A 20,056-nucleotide genomic window follows, 5' to 3' on the forward strand; every position below is an offset into this window, starting at 1 on the left:
CCGAGCGGCCAAAGGGATCAGACTGTAAATCTGACGGCTCTGCCTTCGAAGGTTCGAATCCTTCTCCCTCCACCATCCTTCAGACAACCCGGCCTCGCGCCGGGTTTTCACTTTTCTGGATAGAATCCATATGGCGCTGTCAGATCTGACAATTGCCCTCCCCGCACTTTTTAGAAACAGTGGAGCCTCATGTCGCAAGGAGTGCACACAGATGTTTGAAATCTGGGATGAAACGGGTCGCGAGCACGGGCTGACACTGCCCGAGCTGCAACTGCGGCTGCGGGATTATCAGGGAGACGTGATGGTGCGCTACCTCAACCGCCTCGGCCTGCCAAGCACCCTCTTCCTGACCATCCGCCAGGGATACGCCTATCAGCGCTTCAAGGCGGGTTCCCCCATGCTCGACTGGTCCTGGCTTGCCCAGGCCATGCACGCAGCCCCCCAGGCTGGCGCCGCACCTGCACAGGGCCATGCCCTTCCCTGACCCCCTCCTTCCTGCCCACGCCCAAGCAGGGCCCATTATCAGACTCTTCCTACAGCCTCCCTTTAGACCCTCCCTGTATGATGCGTAACCATGTTCCCGTCAGGTGAGAACCATGTTTGCGTTCAAAGAAGAGTCTCCCGTAAGGGCCATGGCCAACATGGCGGATATCGTCGTCCCCTTTTATCAGCCCATCATCGGCCAGGATCGTCAAGTCAAGGGGTATGAGGTGCTGGCCAGGCGCTGGGATGCCGATAGCCAGGGTTATCAGTGCATCGATTTTGCCGCCCTCGGCGAAGATGACGCTCTGCACCTCGATATCGTCATGCTCAGGGCCATCATGCGCGATCTGCCCGTGCTCGCCCAAAAAGGCCCCTATGCGCTCTCCATCAACCTCAATCCGGCGCTCTCCAGCCCCACCTACCGCAATCTGCTGTTGCTGGTGCTGCTCCAGGCCCGCAAGCTGGGGATCGACATCTGGTTCGAGGTGCTGGAGCACGTCAGGATCAAACACCAGCACAGGGAGATGATCGAGGTGTTGCGGGCCCATGGCGCCCACATCGCCTGTGACGACTTCGGCTCCCTGGCGTGCAATTTCCAGCGCCTGATGATGCTCCCCTACGAGATCGTGAAGCTGGATCGCTCCCTGCTGCTTCAGGCTGCGCGAAGTAGCCACGCCCTCAACATGCTGACGGGTCTGGTGAAATACCTGCAACGACTCGGCATGGCCGTGGTGTGCGAGGGGGTGGAGACCCAGGCCCATATCGAGGTGGCGAACCGGCTGGGCTGCGACTACCAGCAGGGCTACGCCTACGCCATTCCCTCCCCTCTCTCCCGCTGGGCCTGAGCCGGGCGCTTGCGTGTCACGGGGGAAACCCGGGCACCTTTCCCATGAAATTCGGCAGGGTGCTGCCATTTTCCTGCCAAAGATGGCAGGCTGTCCCGGCCACACTGACGCCGAGGCCCGCCATGGTTCGCTTTGCCACCTTCAATCTCGCCTTCGATCGCACTGCACCCGGCATGCTGGGGGAAGAGCTCGCCCTGACCCGCACCGAGCAGGATGCCCTGCTGGCGCGCCTCGCCGACGGCACCTTGAGCGGCGCCGAGAAGACCAAGGCCCTCGACGTGCAGCAGATCCGCAACATCGCCGAGATAGTGCAGCGCACCCGGCCGGACGTGTTGCTGCTGAGCGAATTCGACAATGACGGCAAGGGCAGCGACACCACGGACCTCAAAGCCTTCAACGCGAACTACCTGGCCTATGCCCAGCACGACGAGGTGAAGGCCATCGGCTACCCGGTGCTGCAGAACTTCGCCACCAACACCGGCCTGATGAGCGGCCATGACCTCAACCTGGACGGAAAGCGCAACAACGGGCCGGACGACGCCTGGGGCTTTGGCAACTATCACGGCCAGTACGCCTTCGCCGTAATGTCCCGGTACCCCATCGATACCAGGCAGATCCGCACCTTCCAGAAATTCAAGTGGAAGGAGATGCCGGGCGAAGCAAACCCGGTCATCGACGATTGCCACAACCCCAGGGCACCGATCCCGAGCGGCCGCCAGTGTGGCGATGCCTGGTATTCAGATGCAGCCTGGCAGCAGTACCCGCTCTCGTCCAAGAACCACGCCGACGTGCCGGTGCACATCAGGCAGGGAGACAGGGAGGAGGTGATCCACTTCCTTATCTCCCACCCGACCCCGCCCATCTTCGGCAACGCGGCGCGCCACAACGTCAGGCGAAACCGCGCCGAGGTCGCCTTCTGGCAGGACTATGTGGAAGGGGAAAGCTACATGGTGGATGACGCCGGCAAGGCCGGTGGCCTGCCCGTGGGCGCCAGGTTCGTCATCGCCGGCGATCTCAACGCCGATCCCCAGATTGGCGACGGGGATCGCACCGCCATCCGGGATCTGCACGACCATGTGCTGGTCAACCAGGCCGTCACCAAGGGCGCCCTGATCCCGGTCAGCCAGGGCGGCCCCGAGTGCCTCGCCAGCCAGCCGGATCAGTGCAAGCGCAACAACAACCGCCCCACCCCGGAGCGCATCACCAGCAGCAGCGGCCTGCAGCTCGACCACGTGCTGCCTTCCGCCAACCTGAACGCGGTCGCCTCCGGCGTGTTCTGGCCGGCCAGCTTCGAGCCTGGCCATCACCTGGTGTATGACGCCAAGCTCGGCATCGCCAAGGGGGTCAGCTCGGATCACCGCCTGGTGTGGGTCGACGTCGCGCTCGATTGACCGGCAGCCAGGGTGAAGGGATGCCTTTGGCTCAGGGTGCCGGCAAATCTGTGCGCAGGCGCGCTATTCCGGCGCCCGCGGCTTGCGGCGCAAATCGGGGTTTGCTAATACTCCGCGTCCATTGGATGAGCATCCCTTTCGAGATAGTGTGCCGTGGCTTTCGAACAATTCGCGCTCGTGATATCTCTCTTCCAGCAGCTCTGCGTCTATCTGGTGATCGCCTGGCTGCTCTCCAAGACGCCGCTCTTCATGCCGCTGACCCAGGTGACCCTGAGCTGGCCCCACAAGATCCTCTGCTACCTCATCTTCTCCGGCTTCTGCGTCATGGGTACCTACTTTGGCCTGAGAGTCGAGGACTCCATCGCCAATACCCGCGCCATCGGCGCCGTGCTCGGGGGCATAGTCGGCGGCCCTGTGGTGGGTCTGCTGGTGGGGCTCACCGGCGGCATCCATCGCTACTCGCTGGGGGGCTTCACCGCCCTGGCCTGCACCTTCTCCACCATCGCCGAGGGACTGCTCGGCGGCCTGGTGCACCGCCACTTCGTCGCCCGCCACCGGCTCGATCTGCTGTTCAGCCCCTGGGTAGTGGGATCTGTGGCCCTCATCGCCGAGCTGATGCAGATGGGGATCATCTTGCTGGTGGCCCGTCCGTATGACGACGCCGTCCATCTCATCGAGAACATCATCGCCCCCATGCTGGTGGCCAATACCCTGGGGGCCGCCATGTTCATGCGGATGATCCTCGATCACCGCGCCATGCTGGAGAAGTACTCGGTCGCCTTCTCCGCCCGCGCCCTCAAGATCGCCGAACGGGCGATGCGGGTGCTGGACAAGGGCTTCACCCAGCAGGCGTGCCAGCAGATGGCGCGCATCCTCTACGAGGAGACCGGGGTGGGCGCGGTGGCCATCACGGATCGGGAGAAGCTGCTCGCCTTCATCGGCATCGGCGAGGATCACCACCTGCCGGGCACCGCCATCAACTCGGCCCACACCTTCAAGGCGATCCAGCACAACGAGGTGGTCTATGCCGACGGCAACCTCATTCCCTACAGCTGCAACCTGCATCCCCAGTGCCGGCTCGGCTCCTCCCTGGTCATTCCGCTGCGGGGGGAAGAGGGCTCCGTGGTGGGCACCATCAAGCTCTACGAGCCCAAGCGCAAGTTCTTCTCCTCCATCAACCGCACCCTGGGAGAGGGGATTGCGCGGCTGCTCTCCGGCCAGATCCTGGCGGGCAAATACAACGAGCAGAAGCGGCTGCTGGCCCAGTCGGAGATCAAGCTGTTGCAGGCGCAGATCAACCCGCACTTCCTGTTCAACGCCCTCAACACCCTGGCGGCGGTGATCCGGCGCGACCCCGAGGATGCCCGCACCCTGGTGCACCACCTCTCCACCTTCTTTCGCAAGAACCTCAAGCGGCAAGGGGACGAGGTGACCCTGGCCGACGAGCTGGAGCATGTGAACGCCTACCTGCACATCGAGCAGGCCCGCTTCGCCGAGCACCTGAGCGTGCAGATCGACATTCCCGAGCCGCTGCTGGAGTACCGGCTGCCCACCTTCTCCCTGCAGCCCATCGTCGAGAACGCCATCAAGCACGGCATCTCCCAGATGTTCGAGCCCGGCCGACTGACCCTGACCGCGCGACAGGAGGGCGAGCAGCTGGTGCTGGAGGTCTGTGACAACGCCGGCCTCTATCAGGCCAAGCGGGAGGAGAGCGGCCTTGGCATGAACATAGTGGACCGGCGCATCAAGGCCCGTTACGGCGCCGAGTACGGGGTCACCATTCACTGCGTCCCCCATCAATTCACCCGGGTGAGGATCACCCTTCCCCTGCAGGAGAGCCCATGCTGACCGCCCTGATCGTCGACGATGAACCCCTCGCCCGCGAGGAGCTGCGGCTGCTGCTGGAGCAGGCGGGCAACATCCGCCTGCTGGGGGAGTGTGCCCACGCCATGGAGGCGCTGCCCGCCATCCATCGCCTGAAACCCGACTTGCTGTTTCTCGACATCCAGATGCCGCGCATCAGCGGGCTGGAGCTGGTGAGCATGCTGGACCCGGACTTGCGCCCCCACATCGTCTTCATCACCGCCTACGACGAGTTTGCCCTGCGCGCGTTCGAGGAGAACGCCCTCGACTACCTGCTCAAGCCGGTCACCAGCGAACGGATGAACAAGGCGCTGGAGCGCATCCAGCGGCTGCTTTCGCCAAAGGGTGAGCTGGCGGGCCAACCGCTGCCGGATCCGACCCGCATCGCCCAGCCCCTGCGCAGCATTCCCTGCAGCGGCCACAACCGCATCCTGCTGCTGCCCCTTGGCGAGGTGGAGTTCGTCCACAGCGATCTGGCCGGCAACAAGGTGGTGAGCGCCCAGCAGCAAGGCACCACCGAGCTGACCCTGCGCACCCTGGAGGAGAAGACCGGCTTCGTGCGCTGTCACCGCCAGTACCTGCTCAACCCGGGCCAGATCCGCGAGATCCTGCTGCTGGACGGCGGCCTGGCGGAGGTGGTGACCCAGGGCGGCCACAAGGTGCCGGTGAGCCGGCGCTACCTCAAGCCCCTCAAAGAATTGTTGGAGATCCCCTGAGGGGCGGGCCACTCGCCCCGTCCCCTGCCCGTTACCGCTCACCCGCTTCCCGCGCCCGCCGGCTCATCCCTCAAACCGCTCGGGGCCGCTTTTCTGCCGCTCGCGGGCGGCCCTCTGCCACTGACCCTTTCTGCGCTCCCCTTTCCCTGCCGCCTGCGTAGAGTGCAGCCTGAGCCCGGCCAGATTGGCCGCAGGAAAAGGAAACTCCGTCATGCAACACGCAATCACCTTCGTCATTGCGGCCCTCTGCATCCTCGCCATCGCCTATCGCCTCTACGGCGTGTTCTTTGTGCGCAAGGTGCTGCGGGCCGACGACAAGCTGGTCACCCCCTCCCACGAGCTGGAAGATGGCAAGAACTATGTGCCGACCAACAAGTGGGTCAACTTCGGCCAGCACTTCGCGGCCATCGCCGCCGCCGGCCCCCTGGTGGGCCCGGTCCTGGCCGCCCAGTACGGCTACCTGCCGAGCTTCCTCTGGCTGCTGATCGGCTGCGTCATCGGCGGCGCGGTGCACGACACCGTGGTGCTGTTCGCCTCCATGAAGCATCAGGGCAAGTCCCTCTCCGAGGTGGCCAAGGCCGAGCTCGGCCCCATCGCCGGCTGGTGCACGGGGCTCGCCATGCTGTTCATCATCACCATCACCATGGCGGGTCTCTCCATGGTGGTGGTGCACGCGCTGGAGCGTAACGCCTGGGGCGTGTTTGCGGTCTTCATGACCATCCCCATCTCCATGGTGGTGGGGATCTGGCACAAGCTGACCGGCAACCTGCAAGCCGCCTCCTGGGTGGGCTTCATCGCCGTGCTGGCCTGCGTCTTCTTCGGCCCCTACGTGCAGGAGAGCGCCTTCGGTGCCTGGCTGACCCTGCGCGCCGAGACCATCAGTCTGGCGCTGCCCATCTATGCCTTCTTCGCCACCGCCCTGCCGGTCTGGCTGCTGCTCACCCCGCGCGGCTACATCTCCAGCTTCATGAAGATCGGCGTGTTCGGCGCCCTGGTGATCGGCGTCATCTGCATCAACCCCGAGATCCAGTTCCCCGCCATGACCCAGTTCGTCCACGGCGGCGGCCCGGTACTGGGCGGCCCGGTCTGGCCCTTCATCTCCATCACCATCGCCTGTGGCGCCATCTCCGGCTTCCACGCCTTCATCGGCTCGGGCACCACCCCGAAACTGGTGGACAAGTGGAACGACATCCTGCCGGTCGCCTTCGGTGCCATGCTGGCCGAATGCGTGGTGGGCGTGATGGCGCTGATCGCCGCCACCGCCCTGCACCCGGCGGACTACTTCGCCATCAACGCCACCCCGGAGGCCTTCGCCAAGCTGGGGATGCAGGTGGTGGACCTGCCCTTCCTCTCCCAGGAGATCGGCATGGATCTGAACGGTCGCACCGGCGGCGCCGTCACCCTGGCGGTGGGCATGTCCTACATCTTCACCAAGGTGCCCTGGTTCAGTAACCTCGCCTCCTACTTCTTCCAGTTCGTGGTGATGTTCGAAGCGGTCTTCATCCTGACCGCCGTCGACTCCGGCACCCGGGTCTCCCGCTACCTGATCCAGGACTTCTTCGGCGAGTTCTACCCGCCCCTCAAGCGCATCGACTGGATGCCGGGCGCCATCGGGGCCAGCGTGCTCGCCTGCGTGATGTGGGGCTATCTGCTGATGTCCGGCGATATCGGCTCTGTGTGGGCGCTGTTCGGGGTCTCGAACCAGCTGATGGCCTCGGTGGGCCTCATCATAGGCGCCACCATCATCTTGCGACTGGCCCACAAGCGCCGCTACATGCTGACCTGCCTGATCCCGCTGGCCTACCTGTTCGTCACCGTCAACTACGCCGGTTACTGGATGATGCGCAACGTCTACTTCAACTCGGCCGCCAAGGGCTACAACCCGATGAACGGCGCCATCTCCCTCATCATGCTGGTGCTGGGGGCGCTGATCCTGATCTCCGCCCTGCGCAAGTGGAGCGAGCTGTGGAAGCTGCGCCAGCAGCCCGAGTTCCGGGTGGCCGAGGCGACCGCCTCCTGATCCGTCCAGCCCTCCTCGGACCCCGCCTCGGCGGGGTCTTTCATTGGCGCTGCGCATTCATCCATTGGCATTGACCCGCCCCTTCGCTGTGGTTGAATGGGTCCCCGGATCACAGAACCGCCCGGCCCGGGGTGCTAGCATGCCCCGACGGCCACTTGGCCGCACCGGCCCAAGTGATCCTCCCTCCTCCGCTTTCACCCTTTGAGGACAGCTTTCATGGAACTGCTTCTGCTCAGCAACGGCAAAACCACAGAACACCCCGGCCTGCTCGGCTGGGCCCGGGAGCGGGTACAAACCCTGCTCGCCCGCAAACAGGTCAAGCGCATCCTGCTCATCCCCTACGCGGTGATCCGCAGCGACTGGAACGCCCGCGCCTTCGAACTCAGCGAGAGCCTGGGGGTGAAGGCCATCAGCATCCACCACTTCGACGATCCGGTGGATGCCATCCAGCGGGCCGACGCCATCTTCATCAGCGGCGGCAACACCTGGCGCCTGAACCAGCTGCTGCACGAATACGGCCTGGTGGTGCCCATCCAGCGCGCCGTGCGCGAGCGGGGCGTGCCCTATGTGGGCTGGAGCGCCGGCTGCAACGTGGCTACCCCCAGCATCCTCACCACCAACGACATGCCGGTGTGCAGCGCCGCCGTGCTGCCGGCGCTGGGCCTGTTCCCCCTGCAGATCAACCCCCACCACTACCTGGATGCCGGCATCAGCGGCCACATGGGGGAGACCCGGGACGAGCGGCTCGCCGAGTTCTGTGCCATCAACCCGAGCGAGTCCGTGGTGGCCCTGCGCGAAGGGAGCCTGCTTCAGGTAAGCGGCGAGCACGGCGGCGAGAGCATCGAATACTGGAGCGCCCGGGGCGAGGGCTTCAAGATCTTCAAGCACGGTGAGACCACTCAGGAGTTCATCACGGCCGCGCCCCTGGCCGGGCTGACGCCGTTTCACCCCCTGGCCGGGGCCATGACGACCGCGGTGACCTGAGCGTTCGCCCGCGGGATTTGCCATGCTGTGAGGGGCAAGGGATCTTCCCTCGCCCCTTTTCCTGCCGGCGGGAGGCACCATGACCATCAGGATTGAACACGACAGCCTCGAGGAGATCGCCGTCCCGGTCGATCGGCTCTGGGGCGCCCAGACCCAGCGCTCCCTGCACCACTTCAACATCTCGGGAGAGCGCCAGCCCAGGGAGATCATCCATGCCCTGGCCCGCATCAAGTCCGCCTGTGCCAGGGTCAATCACGCCCTGGGACTGCTGCCCGCGCGCAAGGCCCAGGCCATCATGGCGGCCGCCGACGAGATCCTGTGCGGCCAGCACGACGCCGAGTTTCCCCTGATGGTGTGGCAGACCGGCTCCGGCACCCAGACCAACATGAACCTCAACGAGGTGCTGGCGAACCGGGCCAGCGAGCTGCTCGGCGGCCCCCGTGGCGAGGGGCGGCTGGTACACCCCAACGACGAGGTGAACAAGAGCCAGTCCAGCAACGACGTCTTCCCGAGCGCCATGAACCTGGCCGCCGTCACCGCCATCACGGGCCGGCTGCTGCCGGCGCTCGTCCCCCTGAAAGAGACCCTGGCGAGCAAGGCCGCCGCCTTCGACGACATCGTCAAGATAGGCCGCACCCACCTGCAGGACGCCACGCCCCTCACCCTGGGGCAGGAGATCTCCGGCTGGGTAGCCCAGCTCAGTCAGGGGGAGCGCCACATCCGGGCCGCCCTGCCCCATCTGTGCGAGCTGGCGCTGGGGGGCACGGCGGTGGGTACCGGCCTCAACTGCCCCCCAGGTTTCGCCGACGCGGTGGCCAGGACCCTGGCCGAGCAGACCGGTCTGCCGCTGGTGAGCGCTCCCAACAAGTTCGAGGTCCTGGCGGCGAGCGATGCCCAGGTCCATGCCCACGGCGCCCTCAAGACGCTGGCGGCCTCCCTCATGAAGATCGCCAACGACGTGCGCTGGCTCGCGAGCGGCCCCCGCAGCGGGCTGGGGGAACTCATCATTCCGGAAAACGAGCCCGGCTCCTCCATCATGCCCGGCAAGGTCAACCCGACCCAGTGCGAGGCGCTCACCATGCTGTGCGCCCAGGTGATGGGCAACGATGTGGCCATCAACATCGGCGGCGCCAGCGGCAACTTCGAGCTCAACGTGTTCAGGCCGATGATCGCCTACAACGTCCTGCAGAGCGTGCGGCTGCTGGCGGACGGCATGCAGAGCTTCCACGACCACTGCGCCGTCGGCATCACCCCGAACCAGGCCAGGATCGACGATCTGCTCTCCCGCTCCCTGATGCTGGTGACGGCCCTCAACCCCCATATCGGCTATGACAAGGCGGCCGAGATCGCCAAGCGGGCGCACCATCAGGGGCTGAGTCTGCGGGAGGCGGCCATTGCCTCGGGCCACCTCAGCGCGGAGCAGTTTGATGCCTGGGTGATTCCCGCTGACATGGTGGGTCGCACGCCATAAGGCAGCTCAGCGCACTGCAATCCCAATCCCATGCCCGGGGCATACCAGCGCAGGTGGCAGGCGCAGCAAATAGGGACTGTGATGGGCAATAAAGATGAAAAGGGCGCCATGGCGCCCTTTTCATTGCAGATCTGCCGTCAGGTCTTGCTCTGGCAGTTGAACATCCAGTGGGTGCCGAACTTGTCCACCAGGGATCCGAAATAGTCACCCCAGAACATCTCCGCCAGCGGCATCTCCACCTGACCTCCCTCGGCCAGGGCTGCGAACAGGCGATCGGTCTCGCCCCGGCTGTCCGGCTCCAGGTTGAGGTAGCTGTTGTTGCCCTGTACCAGGGTGAACCCCATGCTGGCCGGAGCATCCGTGCCCATCAGCACGTGACCCCCAAGGATGGACAGGGCCACATGCATCACCAGCTCCCCGTCTTCCTCCGACAAAGGGGGCTGGCCCGGGCAACCCGGGGACTCCTTGAACCTGTGGATGGGGCCGCTGAAGTCTCCGCCGAACACTTCGCGATAGAAGAGGAAGGCAGCCTCCGTCTCCCGGGCAAAATTGAGATAGGTACTGACACGCGCCATGGGTTTCTCCTTGTCACCGATAGCTGGCCCCTGTGGCCAGCTAACAGCATAGAAGAGCACGGGGCTCTGTCAGGTGGCGCTCCGCCCCCTTCTGCGCACGGGGGAGCCGCGCTCACAGCCCGGGCTCGGTCGAACACGCAAAAGTGCAACCCGATTCGCAGTGGGTTGCACCTCATGTAGGCATTCATAAGATGCATTGCCAACCCATTAATAATGCTGTGAAAAGCGGACAAGCGGCGGGCTTGAAAGGAGCCTGATGGAGACCGGATTCATGGAAGAATTCAACAATGTAACCAATACATTAAAATTTCTTGCTTGAAGGTTGCACCTGGTTGCACCATCATCGGCGAAATTTAACCGTCCGGTAATATTGTTACCTTCTAGACACAGGAAGTCCCATGGCCACTACCACCCTCGGCGTCAAACTCGATGAAGCGACCCGCGACCGCCTCAAACAGGCTGCGCAGACCCTGGATCGCACTCCCCACTGGCTGATCAAGCAAGCCATCTTCACCTATCTGGAGCAACTGGATCTCGGTCTGACCCCGCCCGAGCACTCCGGGCTGGCTGCCGCCGCCGGGGAAGAGGCCGCCGAGACCCTGACCGAGCAGGACATCCAGGTCTTCCTCGAGTTTGCCGAGAGCATTCTGCCCCAGTCCGTGCTGCGGGCCGCCATCACGGGGGCTTATCGCCGCCCCGAGACCGAAGCCGTCCCCATGCTGCTGGAGCAGGCTCGTCTGCCCAAGGAGAAGGCTGACGCGACCCAGAAGCTGGCCATGGGCATCGCCGAGAAGCTGCGCAACCAGAAGAGCGCCAGCGGCCGTCAGGGCCTGGTGCAGGGGCTGCTTCAGGAGTTCTCCCTCTCCTCCCAGGAAGGGGTGGCCCTGATGTGCCTGGCGGAGGCGCTGCTGCGCATCCCCGACAAGGCGACCCGGGATGCCCTGATCCGCGACAAGATAAGCGGCGGCAACTGGAGCCAGCACCTGGGCCAGAGCACCTCATTGTTCGTCAACGCGGCCTCCTGGGGTCTGCTCATCACCGGCAAGCTGGTGGCCACCCACAACGAGGCGGGCATGAACAGCTCCCTCAAGGGACTCATCGGCAAGGGGGGTGAGCCGCTCATCCGCAAGGGCGTCGACATGGCGATGCGCCTGATGGGTGAACAGTTCGTCACCGGCGAGACCATCGCCGAGGCGCTGGCGAACGCAGGCGGCATGGAGAGCAAGGGGTTCCGCTACTCCTACGACATGCTGGGGGAAGCGGCCCTGACCGAGGAGGACGCCAAACGCTATCTGGCCTCCTACGAGCAGGCCATCCACGCCATCGGCAAGGCCTCCCACGGTCGCGGCATCTACGAGGGGCCGGGTATCTCCATCAAACTCTCCGCCCTGCATCCGCGCTACAGCCGCGCCCAGTACGATCGCGTCATGGAGGAGCTCTACCCCACCTTGCTGGGCCTGACCCAGCTCGCCAGGCAGTATGACATCGGCATCAACATCGACGCCGAAGAGGCCGATCGCCTGGAGATCTCCCTCGATCTGCTGGAGAAGCTCTGCTTCGATCCGTCCCTCGCCGACTGGAACGGCATCGGCTTCGTCATCCAGGCCTACCAGAAGCGCTGCCCCTATGTGATCGACTACGTCATCGATCTCGCCAAGCGCAGCCGTCACCGCCTGATGATCCGTCTGGTGAAGGGCGCCTACTGGGACAGCGAGATCAAGCGCGCCCAGCAGGAAGGGCTGGAAGGCTACCCGGTCTATACCCGCAAGCCCTACACGGACGTCTCCTACCTCGCCTGCGCCCGCAAGCTGCTGGCGGTGCCCGAGGCCATCTATCCCCAGTTCGCCACCCACAACGCCCACTCCCTGTCTGCCATCTATCAGCTGGCGGGTCAGAACTACTACCCGGGCCAGTACGAGTTCCAGTGCCTGCACGGCATGGGTGAACCGCTCTACGAACAGGTGGTCGGCAAGGTGGCCGACGGCAAGCTGGGTCGTCCCTGCCGCATCTATGCTCCGGTGGGCAGCCATGAGACCCTGCTCGCCTACCTGGTGCGCCGCCTGCTGGAGAACGGGGCCAACACCTCCTTCGTCAACCGCATCGCGGACAACAACATCTCCCTCTCGGATCTGGTGCAGGATCCGGTGCAGCAGATCGAGCAGATGGCCGCCCGTGAAGGGACCCTGGGTCTGCCCCATCCGCGCATCCCCCTGCCCCGGGATCTCTACGGCGAGGCGCGCCCGAACTCCGCAGGTCTGGATCTCGCGAACGAGCACCGCCTGGGGTCACTCTCCGCCGCCCTGCTCGCCAGCACCAACACCGCCTATCAAGCCGTGCCCATGCTGGGTTGCGACACCGAGGCGCCGACCCAGTTCCAGCCCGTGCTCAACCCGGCGGATCACCGCGATGTCGTCGGTCAGGTGAGCGAATCCACGGTAGCGCTTGTGGACAAGGCGCTCGCCTGCTCCCTCACGAGCGGCCAGATCTGGCAGTCCACCCCGCCAGCCGAGCGGGCCGCCGTGCTGGACAGGGCAGCCGATCTGATGGAATCCGAACTGCAACCCCTGATGGGCCTGCTGGTTCGCGAATCCGGCAAGACCTTCGCCAACGCCATCGCCGAGGTACGCGAGGCGGTGGACTTCCTGCGCTACTACGCCGCCCAGGCGCGCAACCACTTCGCCAACGACACCCACAGACCGCTCGGCCCCGTGGTCTGCATCAGCCCCTGGAACTTCCCGCTGGCCATCTTCAGCGGCCAGGTGTGCGCGGCCCTGGCCGCCGGCAATACGGTGCTGGCCAAGCCTGCCGAGCAGACCCCCCTCATCGCGGCACAAGCGGTGCGCATCCTGCTGGAAGCGGGGGTTCCCGCCGGTGCGGTGCAACTGCTGCCGGGCCGTGGAGAGACCGTGGGTGCGGCGCTCATCGCGGACGAACGGGTGCGCGGCGTCATGTTCACCGGCTCCACCGAGGTGGCGGGCATCATCTCCCGCAACCTGGCCGGTCGCCTCGACGCCCAGGGTCGCACCATTCCCCTCATCGCCGAGACCGGCGGCCAGAACGCCATGATCGTCGACTCTTCCGCCTTGACCGAACAGGTGGTGATGGATGTCATCTCCTCGGCGTTCGACAGCGCCGGTCAGCGCTGCTCCGCCCTGCGAGTGCTGTGCGTGCAGGATGACGTGGCGGATCGGGTGATCCGGATGCTCAAGGGCGCCATGGCCGAGTACAAGGTCGGCAGCCCCGAGCACCTCTCCACCGACATCGGCCCCGTCATCGACACCGAGGCCAAGACCAACATCGAGCGCCACATCAAGGCGATGGGCGACAAGGGGCGCAAGGTGCATCAGATCGCTCGCACCCAGGGGGATGCCTGCAGCCGCGGCACCTTCGTGCTGCCGACCCTGATCGAGCTCGACAGCCTGGACGAACTGGGACGCGAAGTGTTCGGCCCTGTGCTGCACCTGGTCCGCTACCCGCGCACCCGGCTCGGGGAGTTGCTCGAGCAGATCAACGACAGCGGCTACGGCCTGACCCTGGGTGTTCATACCCGCATCGACGAGACCATCGCCCAGGTGGTGAACGTGGCCAAGGTGGGCAACCTCTACGTCAACCGCAACATCGTGGGCGCCGTGGTCGGGGTGCAACCCTTCGGTGGGGAAGGGCTTTCCGGCACCGGTCCCAAGGCCGGTGGCCCGCTCTACATGTATCGCCTGCTCGGCGCCCGTCCCCAGGAGGCGGTGGCCAACCAGCTGCACCAGGAGTCCGGTGCCCTGCATGCCGAGGCGAAAGCCCCCCTCGTAGCCCTGCGCGACTGGGCGAGCAAGCAGGAGCCGGCCCTCGCCGCCCTGTGCGATCACTACGCCGCGCTCTCCCAGAGCGGCCGTACCCAGCTACTGACCGGCCCCACCGGCGAGCGCAACAGCTACAGCCTGCTGCCCCGGGAACGGGTGCTCTGTCTTGCCCAGGAGAAGGCCGACCTGCTGGCCCAGCTGGCCGCCTGTCTGGCGGTCGGCAGCCAGGTGCTGCTGCCGGACGATGCCCAGACACGCGCCCTCCTCTCTTCCCTGCCGACCGAGGTGCGGGATCCCATTGCGCTGGTGGCGGACTGGGCAACGGGGGAGACGGACTTCGATGCCCTGCTGCACCACGGCGACTCGGATCAGTTGCGAGAGGTGAGCAAGCTCGCCGCCGCGCGCCAGGCAGCCCGTAACGGCGCCATCATCGGTGTGCACGGCCTGCATCGCGGCGAGACCGACATCCCGCTGGAGCGCCTGCTCATCGAGCACGCCCTCTCGGTCAACACCGCCGCCGCCGGTGGCAACGCCAGCCTGATGACCATAGGCTAAGCGCCACATAGTGACGGAGACTCAAGCCCCGCAGATGCGGGGCTTGTTCTTTCGTCTCTGGGACACGCCCATGAAAAAGGCCGCCCTTGTCGGGGCGGCCTTTTGGTTCTCCCTTCTCCCCTCGCGGGAGAAGGATGGGGGATGAGGGGCGACTCGCCTACACGTACTCCATAAAGACGCGGGAGGTGAGCTTGGTGATGAGCTCATAGGGAATGGTGCCGATCTGGTCGGCCACCCGCTCTACCGGCAGCCCTTCCCCCCAGAGCACCGCCTCGTCACCGGCCTTGTCGGTGGCGCCGGGGCCGAGATCCACCGTGGTCATGTCCATGGAGACACGCCCCACCAGAGGCACGATGCGGCCATTGACCAGCACTGGCGTGCCGTTGGGGGCCATGCGCGGATAACCGTCGCCATAGCCGATGGCAATCACCCCGAGCCGGGTATCGCGATCCGACACCCAATTGGCGCCATAGCCTACCGGCTCGCCCGCCTTGTGATCGCGCACCGCGATGAGCTGGGTCTTGAGGGTCATCACCGGCTTGAGGTCGTAATCCGCCGCCACCGTATTGGGGAAAGGCGACACGCCGTAGAGGATGACGCCGGGGCGCACCCAGTCGCAGTGGGAATCCGGCCACGCCAGGATGCCCGCCGAGTTGGCCATGGCGCGCTCGCCCGACAGCGGCGCAGTCAGCTGGCTGAACAGGTCGATCTGCTCGCGGGTGGTGGGTTGCTCCAGCTCATCGGAGCGGCTGAAGTGGGTCATGACGTTGAACGGCTGCACCACGTTCTTGCACTTGGCGAGGCGCTCGATAAAGGCGGGCATCTCCTCGGCCCGTACCCCGAGGCGGTGCATGCCGGTGTCGAGCTTGAGCCAGGCCACCACGGGGGCAGGCAGCTCCGCCTGCTCCAACGCTTCGAGCTGCTCCCAGGTATGCACCGCGGTCTGCAGGTTGTTGGCCGCCAGCACCGGCAGGTCGGCGGCGCTGAAGAAGCCCTCCAGCAGCACGATGGGCTTGACCACGGCGCAGGAGCGCAGCATCAGCGCCTCTTCGATGCGGGCCACCGCGTAGGCGTCCGCATCCACCAGGGTGCGGGCAACCGGCAGCAGCCCATGGCCGTAGGCATTGGCCTTGACCACGGCAATGATCTTGCATTGGGGGGCGTGGCGTTTCACCACAGCGAGGTTGTGGCGCAGGGCCGCTGTATTGATCTGGGCGATAGCCGCTTTCATCTGTTTTCCCTTACGAGGGCATGATAATCAGGCACCGGGTGGTGTCAGCCCTCAAATCTCATCGTCTAAGGCCGGACCGGCAGAATTGTCGAACCGGGAAAACTGTGTCTGGATACCGGGAGCAGGCTCCCGACTTAGTAGTCATCATCAAACGCCGGGCCCGCGTAGTTGTCAAAGCGCGAGAACTGACCCTGGAAGGTGAGCCGCACTCGTCCTATGGGGCCGTTACGCTGCTTACCGATGATGATCTCGGCGATCCCCTTGTCGGGGCTGTCGTCGTGATAGACCTCGTCGCGGTAGATGAACATGATCAAGTCCGCATCCTGCTCGATGGAGCCGGATTCCCGCAGATCCGAGTTGACCGGGCGCTTGTCGGCACGCTGTTCCAGGCTTCGGTTCAGCTGGGAGAGCGCCACCACGGGGCACTGCAACTCTTTCGCCAGCGCCTTGAGGGAGCGGGAGATTTCACCGATTTCCAGAGTTCGGTTGTCAGACAGCGCCGGCACCCGCATCAGTTGCAGGTAGTCCACCATGATCATGCTGATGCCGCCGTTGTCCCGCGCCACCCGGCGGGCACGGGAGCGCACTTCGGTCGGGGTGAGGCCGGAGGAGTCGTCGATGTACATCTTCCCCTTCTCCAGCAGCAGCCCCATGGTGGAGGAGAGCCGCGCCCAATCCTCGTCGTCGAGCTGGCCGGTCCGCACCTTGGTCTGGTCGATGCGCCCCACGGAGGCGAGCATACGCATGATGATCTGCTCGGAGGGCATCTCGAGGGAGAAGATCAGCACCGGCTTGTCGGCGGTGAGGGCCGCGTGCTCGCACAGGTTCATGGCAAAGGTGGTCTTGCCCATGGAGGGACGGGCGGCGACGATGACCAGATCCGAACGCTGCAGGCCGGCGGTCATCTTGTCCAGATCGTTGTAGCCGGACGACACGCCGGTCACCCCGTTGTGGGGGGTCTTGAACAGCTCTTCAATCTTGTCGACGGTCTGCTCGAGGATGAGCTTCAGGGGCTGGGGGCCCTCGTTGGCGCTGGTGCGCTGCTCGGCGATCTGGAATACCTTGCTCTCGGCCAGGTCCAGCAGATCGTTGGAGGTACGCCCCTGGGGCTCGTAGCCCGCTTCGACTATCTCGTTGGCGACCGAGATCATCTCCCGTACCACGGCACGCTCGCGCACGATTTCGGCGTAGGCGCTGATGTTGGCGGCACTCGGGGTGTTCTTGGCGATCTCCACCAGATAGGCAAAGCCACCGGCCTCTTCCAGCTGTTCGGAGCGCTCCAGCTCCTCCTGCAGGGTGATGAGGTCGATGGGGTTGCCCGCATTGGAGAGGCGGGTCATGGCCTGGAAGATCAGGCGGTGCGGACGGCTGTAGAAATCCTTGTCGATCACCCGTTCGGCGACCCGATCCCAGGCCTCGTTGTCCAGCATCAGGCCGCCCAGTACGGACTGTTCGGCCTCAAAAGAGTGGGGAGGTACTTTCAGCTGTTGTGTCTTGGCGTCTTTTTTCGCCGTCACTTGCTCTGCCATACACATAAAAACCGCAGCGGGAAGGGGACGGGAATTTTACAAAAGAAACCCCGCCATCGCGAGTGCTAATACGTCCCGTCATCGCATCCGGCGACAAGACGGGACCCTGGCCTCGTCAGCGTCATCCACTTCTGCGCCGCAGACCTGCCTCACAGTACGAGAAAGGGCCAGACCAGGGTCTGATCTTTCGTTCTTGCTCTTTGCTTGTTGCGCAACCTGCGCACCGAGCAACTCGGCCGTCTGTGTCTCATGGGTGCCCCCCTGTCGGACGACTCAATCTGTTCATGAATAATTCATGCCATCCGTGATAATCATACCCGCAAGCTGCAACACAAAAAGGGACTGGCAGCCTGCCATGCGCCTCGCTGAGCTTGCACAAGCAGAGCATGCCCCCACCTACATGAGAGTGAAAGAGTCAAAATGAAAAAGATGCTGACCCTGTTTGCCCTGATCCTGGCCATTGGCCTTGGGGCACCCATCGCCGAGGCCAAGAAACTTGGTGGCGGCAAATCCTTTGGCAAGAGCTACAAGACGGCTCCGGCCCAACCTGCGGCCAAGCCGGTCGACACCAAGAACCCGACCGTGGGCGCCCAGGCACCCAAGAAAGGCGGCATGATGGGCGGCCTGCTGGGTGGTCTGCTGGCCGGCGGCCTGTTTGCCTACCTGCTGGGCAGCGGTGCCTTCGAAGGTCTGCAAGGGATGGACTTCCTGCTGATCGCCCTGCTGGCACTGGGCGGTGTCTTCCTGTTCCGAGCCCTGCGCAGGAACAAGGCGGCAGCGGCCCAGCCACAGACGGCCTATGCGGGTTATCAACCGCCCCAGAGCGCGGCGCCCCAGCAGTTCGAGCAGAGCCACAGCGCCCCGCAGGCCACCGGTTTTGCCGACAGCGACGTGCCCTTCCGTCTGCCTCCGGGCTTTGACATGAACGGCTTCCTGGCCGGTGCCCGCGATCACTACCGCACCCTGCAAGAGGCCTGGAACAAGAACGACCTGGAGAAGATCCGCGAGTACGTGAGCCCCGAGCTGTTCGAGCACCTCAAGGCTGAACGCGCCGAGCTCTCCGGTGAGCAGCACACCGAGGTGATGTACGTGGACACCCAGCTGGTCCGTGCCGACTACGGCAGCGACTGGGCCCAGGTGAGCGTGCGCTTCAGCGGCCGCTACATGGACCGTCAGGAGCAGGTCGAGGAGGACATCAAGGAGGTGTGGCACCTCGAGCGTGATCTCGCCAAGGACAATGCCCCTTGGCATATCGTCGGCATCGAGCAGCTCTAAGGCTCAACCGACCCATTTCATCAAGGCGACCTCAGGGTCGCCTTTTTATTGCCATCAGATCGTGTCATGCCCTATTTCGGGGCAGCTTCCCGTAGCAGGATATATTTCCCGAGAGACAATGCTGATGACATTGAAAATAAAAAGAGAGGCAGCCATGGCTGCCTCTCTTTTTTATTGGCTCGGGGTGCAGGGATTATTTGCAACCCTCTACCGAGGTGGAGTTGATATAGCTGACCTCGCCGGCCGGCTGATAATCGGCGACCTGAATGGTCTTCTTCGCCGCGATATAATCCTTCAGCACACCGGCATCCACCAGACCGGCATTGATGGTGTCGATCTTCGGATAACCGTCACCACCGGCCGCGCTGAAGCTCGGGATGGAGAAGCTGTAGGTTGCTGCCGGATCGAAGGCCTTGCCGCCGATGGTGGCGATGTCCACGCTCTTGGCCTGGCAATCCACCGTCATCTTGATGCCGCCGAACTGGGCATAGCCACCGGTATTGGCGGTCTTGGTCGCGACCTGACCCAGGTAGGTCAGCAGCTCGTTGCCGCTCATGGTCGCCTTGTTGACGGTGTTGCCGAACGGATGCACGGTCAGCACGTCACGGTAGCTGATGTCCCCTGCCGCGATGGAGGCACGCACCCCGCCGGAGTTGACGATGCCAAAGTCGGTGCTCAGCTTCTCGGCAGTCGCGGTGGTGATGAGACGACCCAGGTTGGTCTGCTTGTTGCGCACGTTGGCGCGCTCACCGTCCAGTACGCCATCGGTGGCACCGATGACCACACCCAGCTCCTGCTGTCCCTTCTCCTGATAGGTGAGCAGGGTGTTGTAGAGCTCGGGATCCTTGACGATCTCTTCTTGGATGAAATCACCGTCCGCATTCTTCAGGTTGACCGGGATCAGATCGTACTGGGTCAGGGTCAGCTTGCCATTCTGATAGTCAAACTGGGCACGACCCACATACTTGCCCCACTCGTGAGCCTGCATGATCCAGATGCCGTTCTGCTGATCCGGCTGGCAGTCGTCGCCCGGCTTGAAGTCGGCGTACTTGTCCGGGGTGCCCGGCTCCATGCAGACCGGGTTCTGGGAGTGACCACCGATGATGGCGTCCAGGGTGCCTGCCGGCAGCGCACGGGGGCCTTGTTGCACAAATCGGGGAACTATCTAGCCAAGTGGTGATCTGATCTCCCGGATCAATCACCGAGCACAGTCGATGGGCAAGTCAAAACACAACATCACCAACTGGAAAGAATATAACCAAGCGTTGGTACAACGCGGGTCGCTGACCATCTGGATGGACGAGCATACTATCAAGCAGTGGCATTG

At 64.3% G+C, this 20,056-nt stretch carries 13 protein-coding genes and 2 pseudogenes; 11 read left to right on the plus strand and 4 right to left on the minus strand.

From position 1 onward, the window contains the following. Positions 1–211: 211 nt before the first annotated feature. The 8 genes and pseudogenes from OKC30_RS12335 to fumC all read left to right on the plus strand — a co-directional run bounded on the left by OKC30_RS12335 (position 212) and on the right by fumC (position 9,773). Positions 212–484 (plus strand): hypothetical protein, encoded by a 273-nt coding sequence (locus tag OKC30_RS12335; RefSeq protein WP_109112804.1) that lies wholly within the window; start codon positions 212–214, stop codon positions 482–484. A 112-nt stretch (positions 485–596) separates the two neighbouring features. After that, on the plus strand, positions 597–1,328 hold the full coding sequence (locus OKC30_RS12340) for an EAL domain-containing protein (protein ID WP_109112803.1): 732 nt from the start codon (positions 597–599) through the stop codon (positions 1,326–1,328). Between the two features lie 82 nt (positions 1,329–1,410). Next, positions 1,411–2,719: pseudogene (locus tag OKC30_RS12345) on the plus strand (endonuclease/exonuclease/phosphatase family protein). Between the two features lie 153 nt (positions 2,720–2,872). Beyond that, positions 2,873–4,567, plus strand: coding sequence for a sensor histidine kinase (locus OKC30_RS12350; protein WP_109111694.1), 1,695 nt, complete (start codon positions 2,873–2,875; stop codon positions 4,565–4,567). Beyond that, positions 4,561–5,298, plus strand: a complete 738-nt coding sequence (btsR, locus tag OKC30_RS12355; protein WP_043167151.1) for a two-component system response regulator BtsR — start codon at positions 4,561–4,563, stop codon at positions 5,296–5,298. Before OKC30_RS12350 ends, btsR begins: the two co-directional genes overlap by 7 nt. Positions 5,299–5,509: 211 nt before the next feature. Further along, positions 5,510–7,318 (plus strand): carbon starvation CstA family protein, encoded by a 1,809-nt coding sequence (locus tag OKC30_RS12360; protein ID WP_109111695.1) that lies wholly within the window; start codon positions 5,510–5,512, stop codon positions 7,316–7,318. A gap of 216 nt (positions 7,319–7,534) precedes the next feature. Then, positions 7,535–8,302 (plus strand): dipeptidase PepE, encoded by a 768-nt coding sequence (pepE, locus tag OKC30_RS12365; protein ID WP_160836571.1) that lies wholly within the window; start codon positions 7,535–7,537, stop codon positions 8,300–8,302. Between the two features lie 79 nt (positions 8,303–8,381). Continuing rightward, entirely contained in the window at positions 8,382–9,773 is a 1,392-nt protein-coding gene (gene fumC / locus OKC30_RS12370) for a class II fumarate hydratase (RefSeq protein WP_119197379.1), read from the plus strand. A gap of 137 nt (positions 9,774–9,910) precedes the next feature. Here the strand turns inward: fumC and OKC30_RS12375 are convergent, their stop codons facing one another. Further along, complete coding sequence (locus OKC30_RS12375) at positions 9,911–10,348, minus strand: VOC family protein (protein ID WP_104454669.1); 438 nt, start codon at positions 10,346–10,348, stop codon at positions 9,911–9,913. Between the two features lie 398 nt (positions 10,349–10,746). Here OKC30_RS12375 and putA point away from each other — a divergent pair, with 398 nt between their 5' ends. Next, positions 10,747–14,694: a trifunctional transcriptional regulator/proline dehydrogenase/L-glutamate gamma-semialdehyde dehydrogenase gene (gene putA / locus OKC30_RS12380; protein WP_160836572.1), complete on the plus strand. Its 3,948-nt coding sequence runs from the start codon at positions 10,747–10,749 to the stop codon at positions 14,692–14,694. 157 nt (positions 14,695–14,851) lie between these two features. Here the strand turns inward: putA and alr are convergent, their stop codons facing one another. Then, entirely contained in the window at positions 14,852–15,925 is a 1,074-nt protein-coding gene (alr, locus tag OKC30_RS12385) for an alanine racemase (RefSeq protein WP_109111699.1), read from the minus strand. 134 nt (positions 15,926–16,059) lie between these two features. Continuing rightward, entirely contained in the window at positions 16,060–17,454 is a 1,395-nt protein-coding gene (gene dnaB, locus OKC30_RS12390) for a replicative DNA helicase (protein WP_039040054.1), read from the minus strand. 420 nt (positions 17,455–17,874) lie between these two features. Here dnaB and OKC30_RS12395 point away from each other — a divergent pair, with 420 nt between their 5' ends. After that, a complete protein-coding gene (locus OKC30_RS12395) occupies positions 17,875–18,729 on the plus strand; it encodes a Tim44 domain-containing protein (protein WP_010673257.1) in 855 nt (284 codons plus the stop codon). A 193-nt stretch (positions 18,730–18,922) separates the two neighbouring features. Here OKC30_RS12395 and OKC30_RS12400 read toward each other — a convergent pair whose 3' ends face one another. Next, positions 18,923–19,879, minus strand: coding sequence for a 5'-nucleotidase C-terminal domain-containing protein (locus OKC30_RS12400; protein ID WP_270809641.1), 957 nt, complete (start codon positions 19,877–19,879; stop codon positions 18,923–18,925). A gap of 64 nt (positions 19,880–19,943) precedes the next feature. Between OKC30_RS12400 and OKC30_RS12405 the strand changes: the two are divergent. Beyond that, a pseudogene (locus OKC30_RS12405) lies at positions 19,944–20,056 on the plus strand (IS5/IS1182 family transposase); the annotation flags it as partial.

It is taken from the genome of Aeromonas sp. QDB18, assembly GCF_027705325.1.
GTDB classification, from domain to species: Bacteria; Pseudomonadota; Gammaproteobacteria; order Enterobacterales; family Aeromonadaceae; genus Aeromonas; species Aeromonas caviae.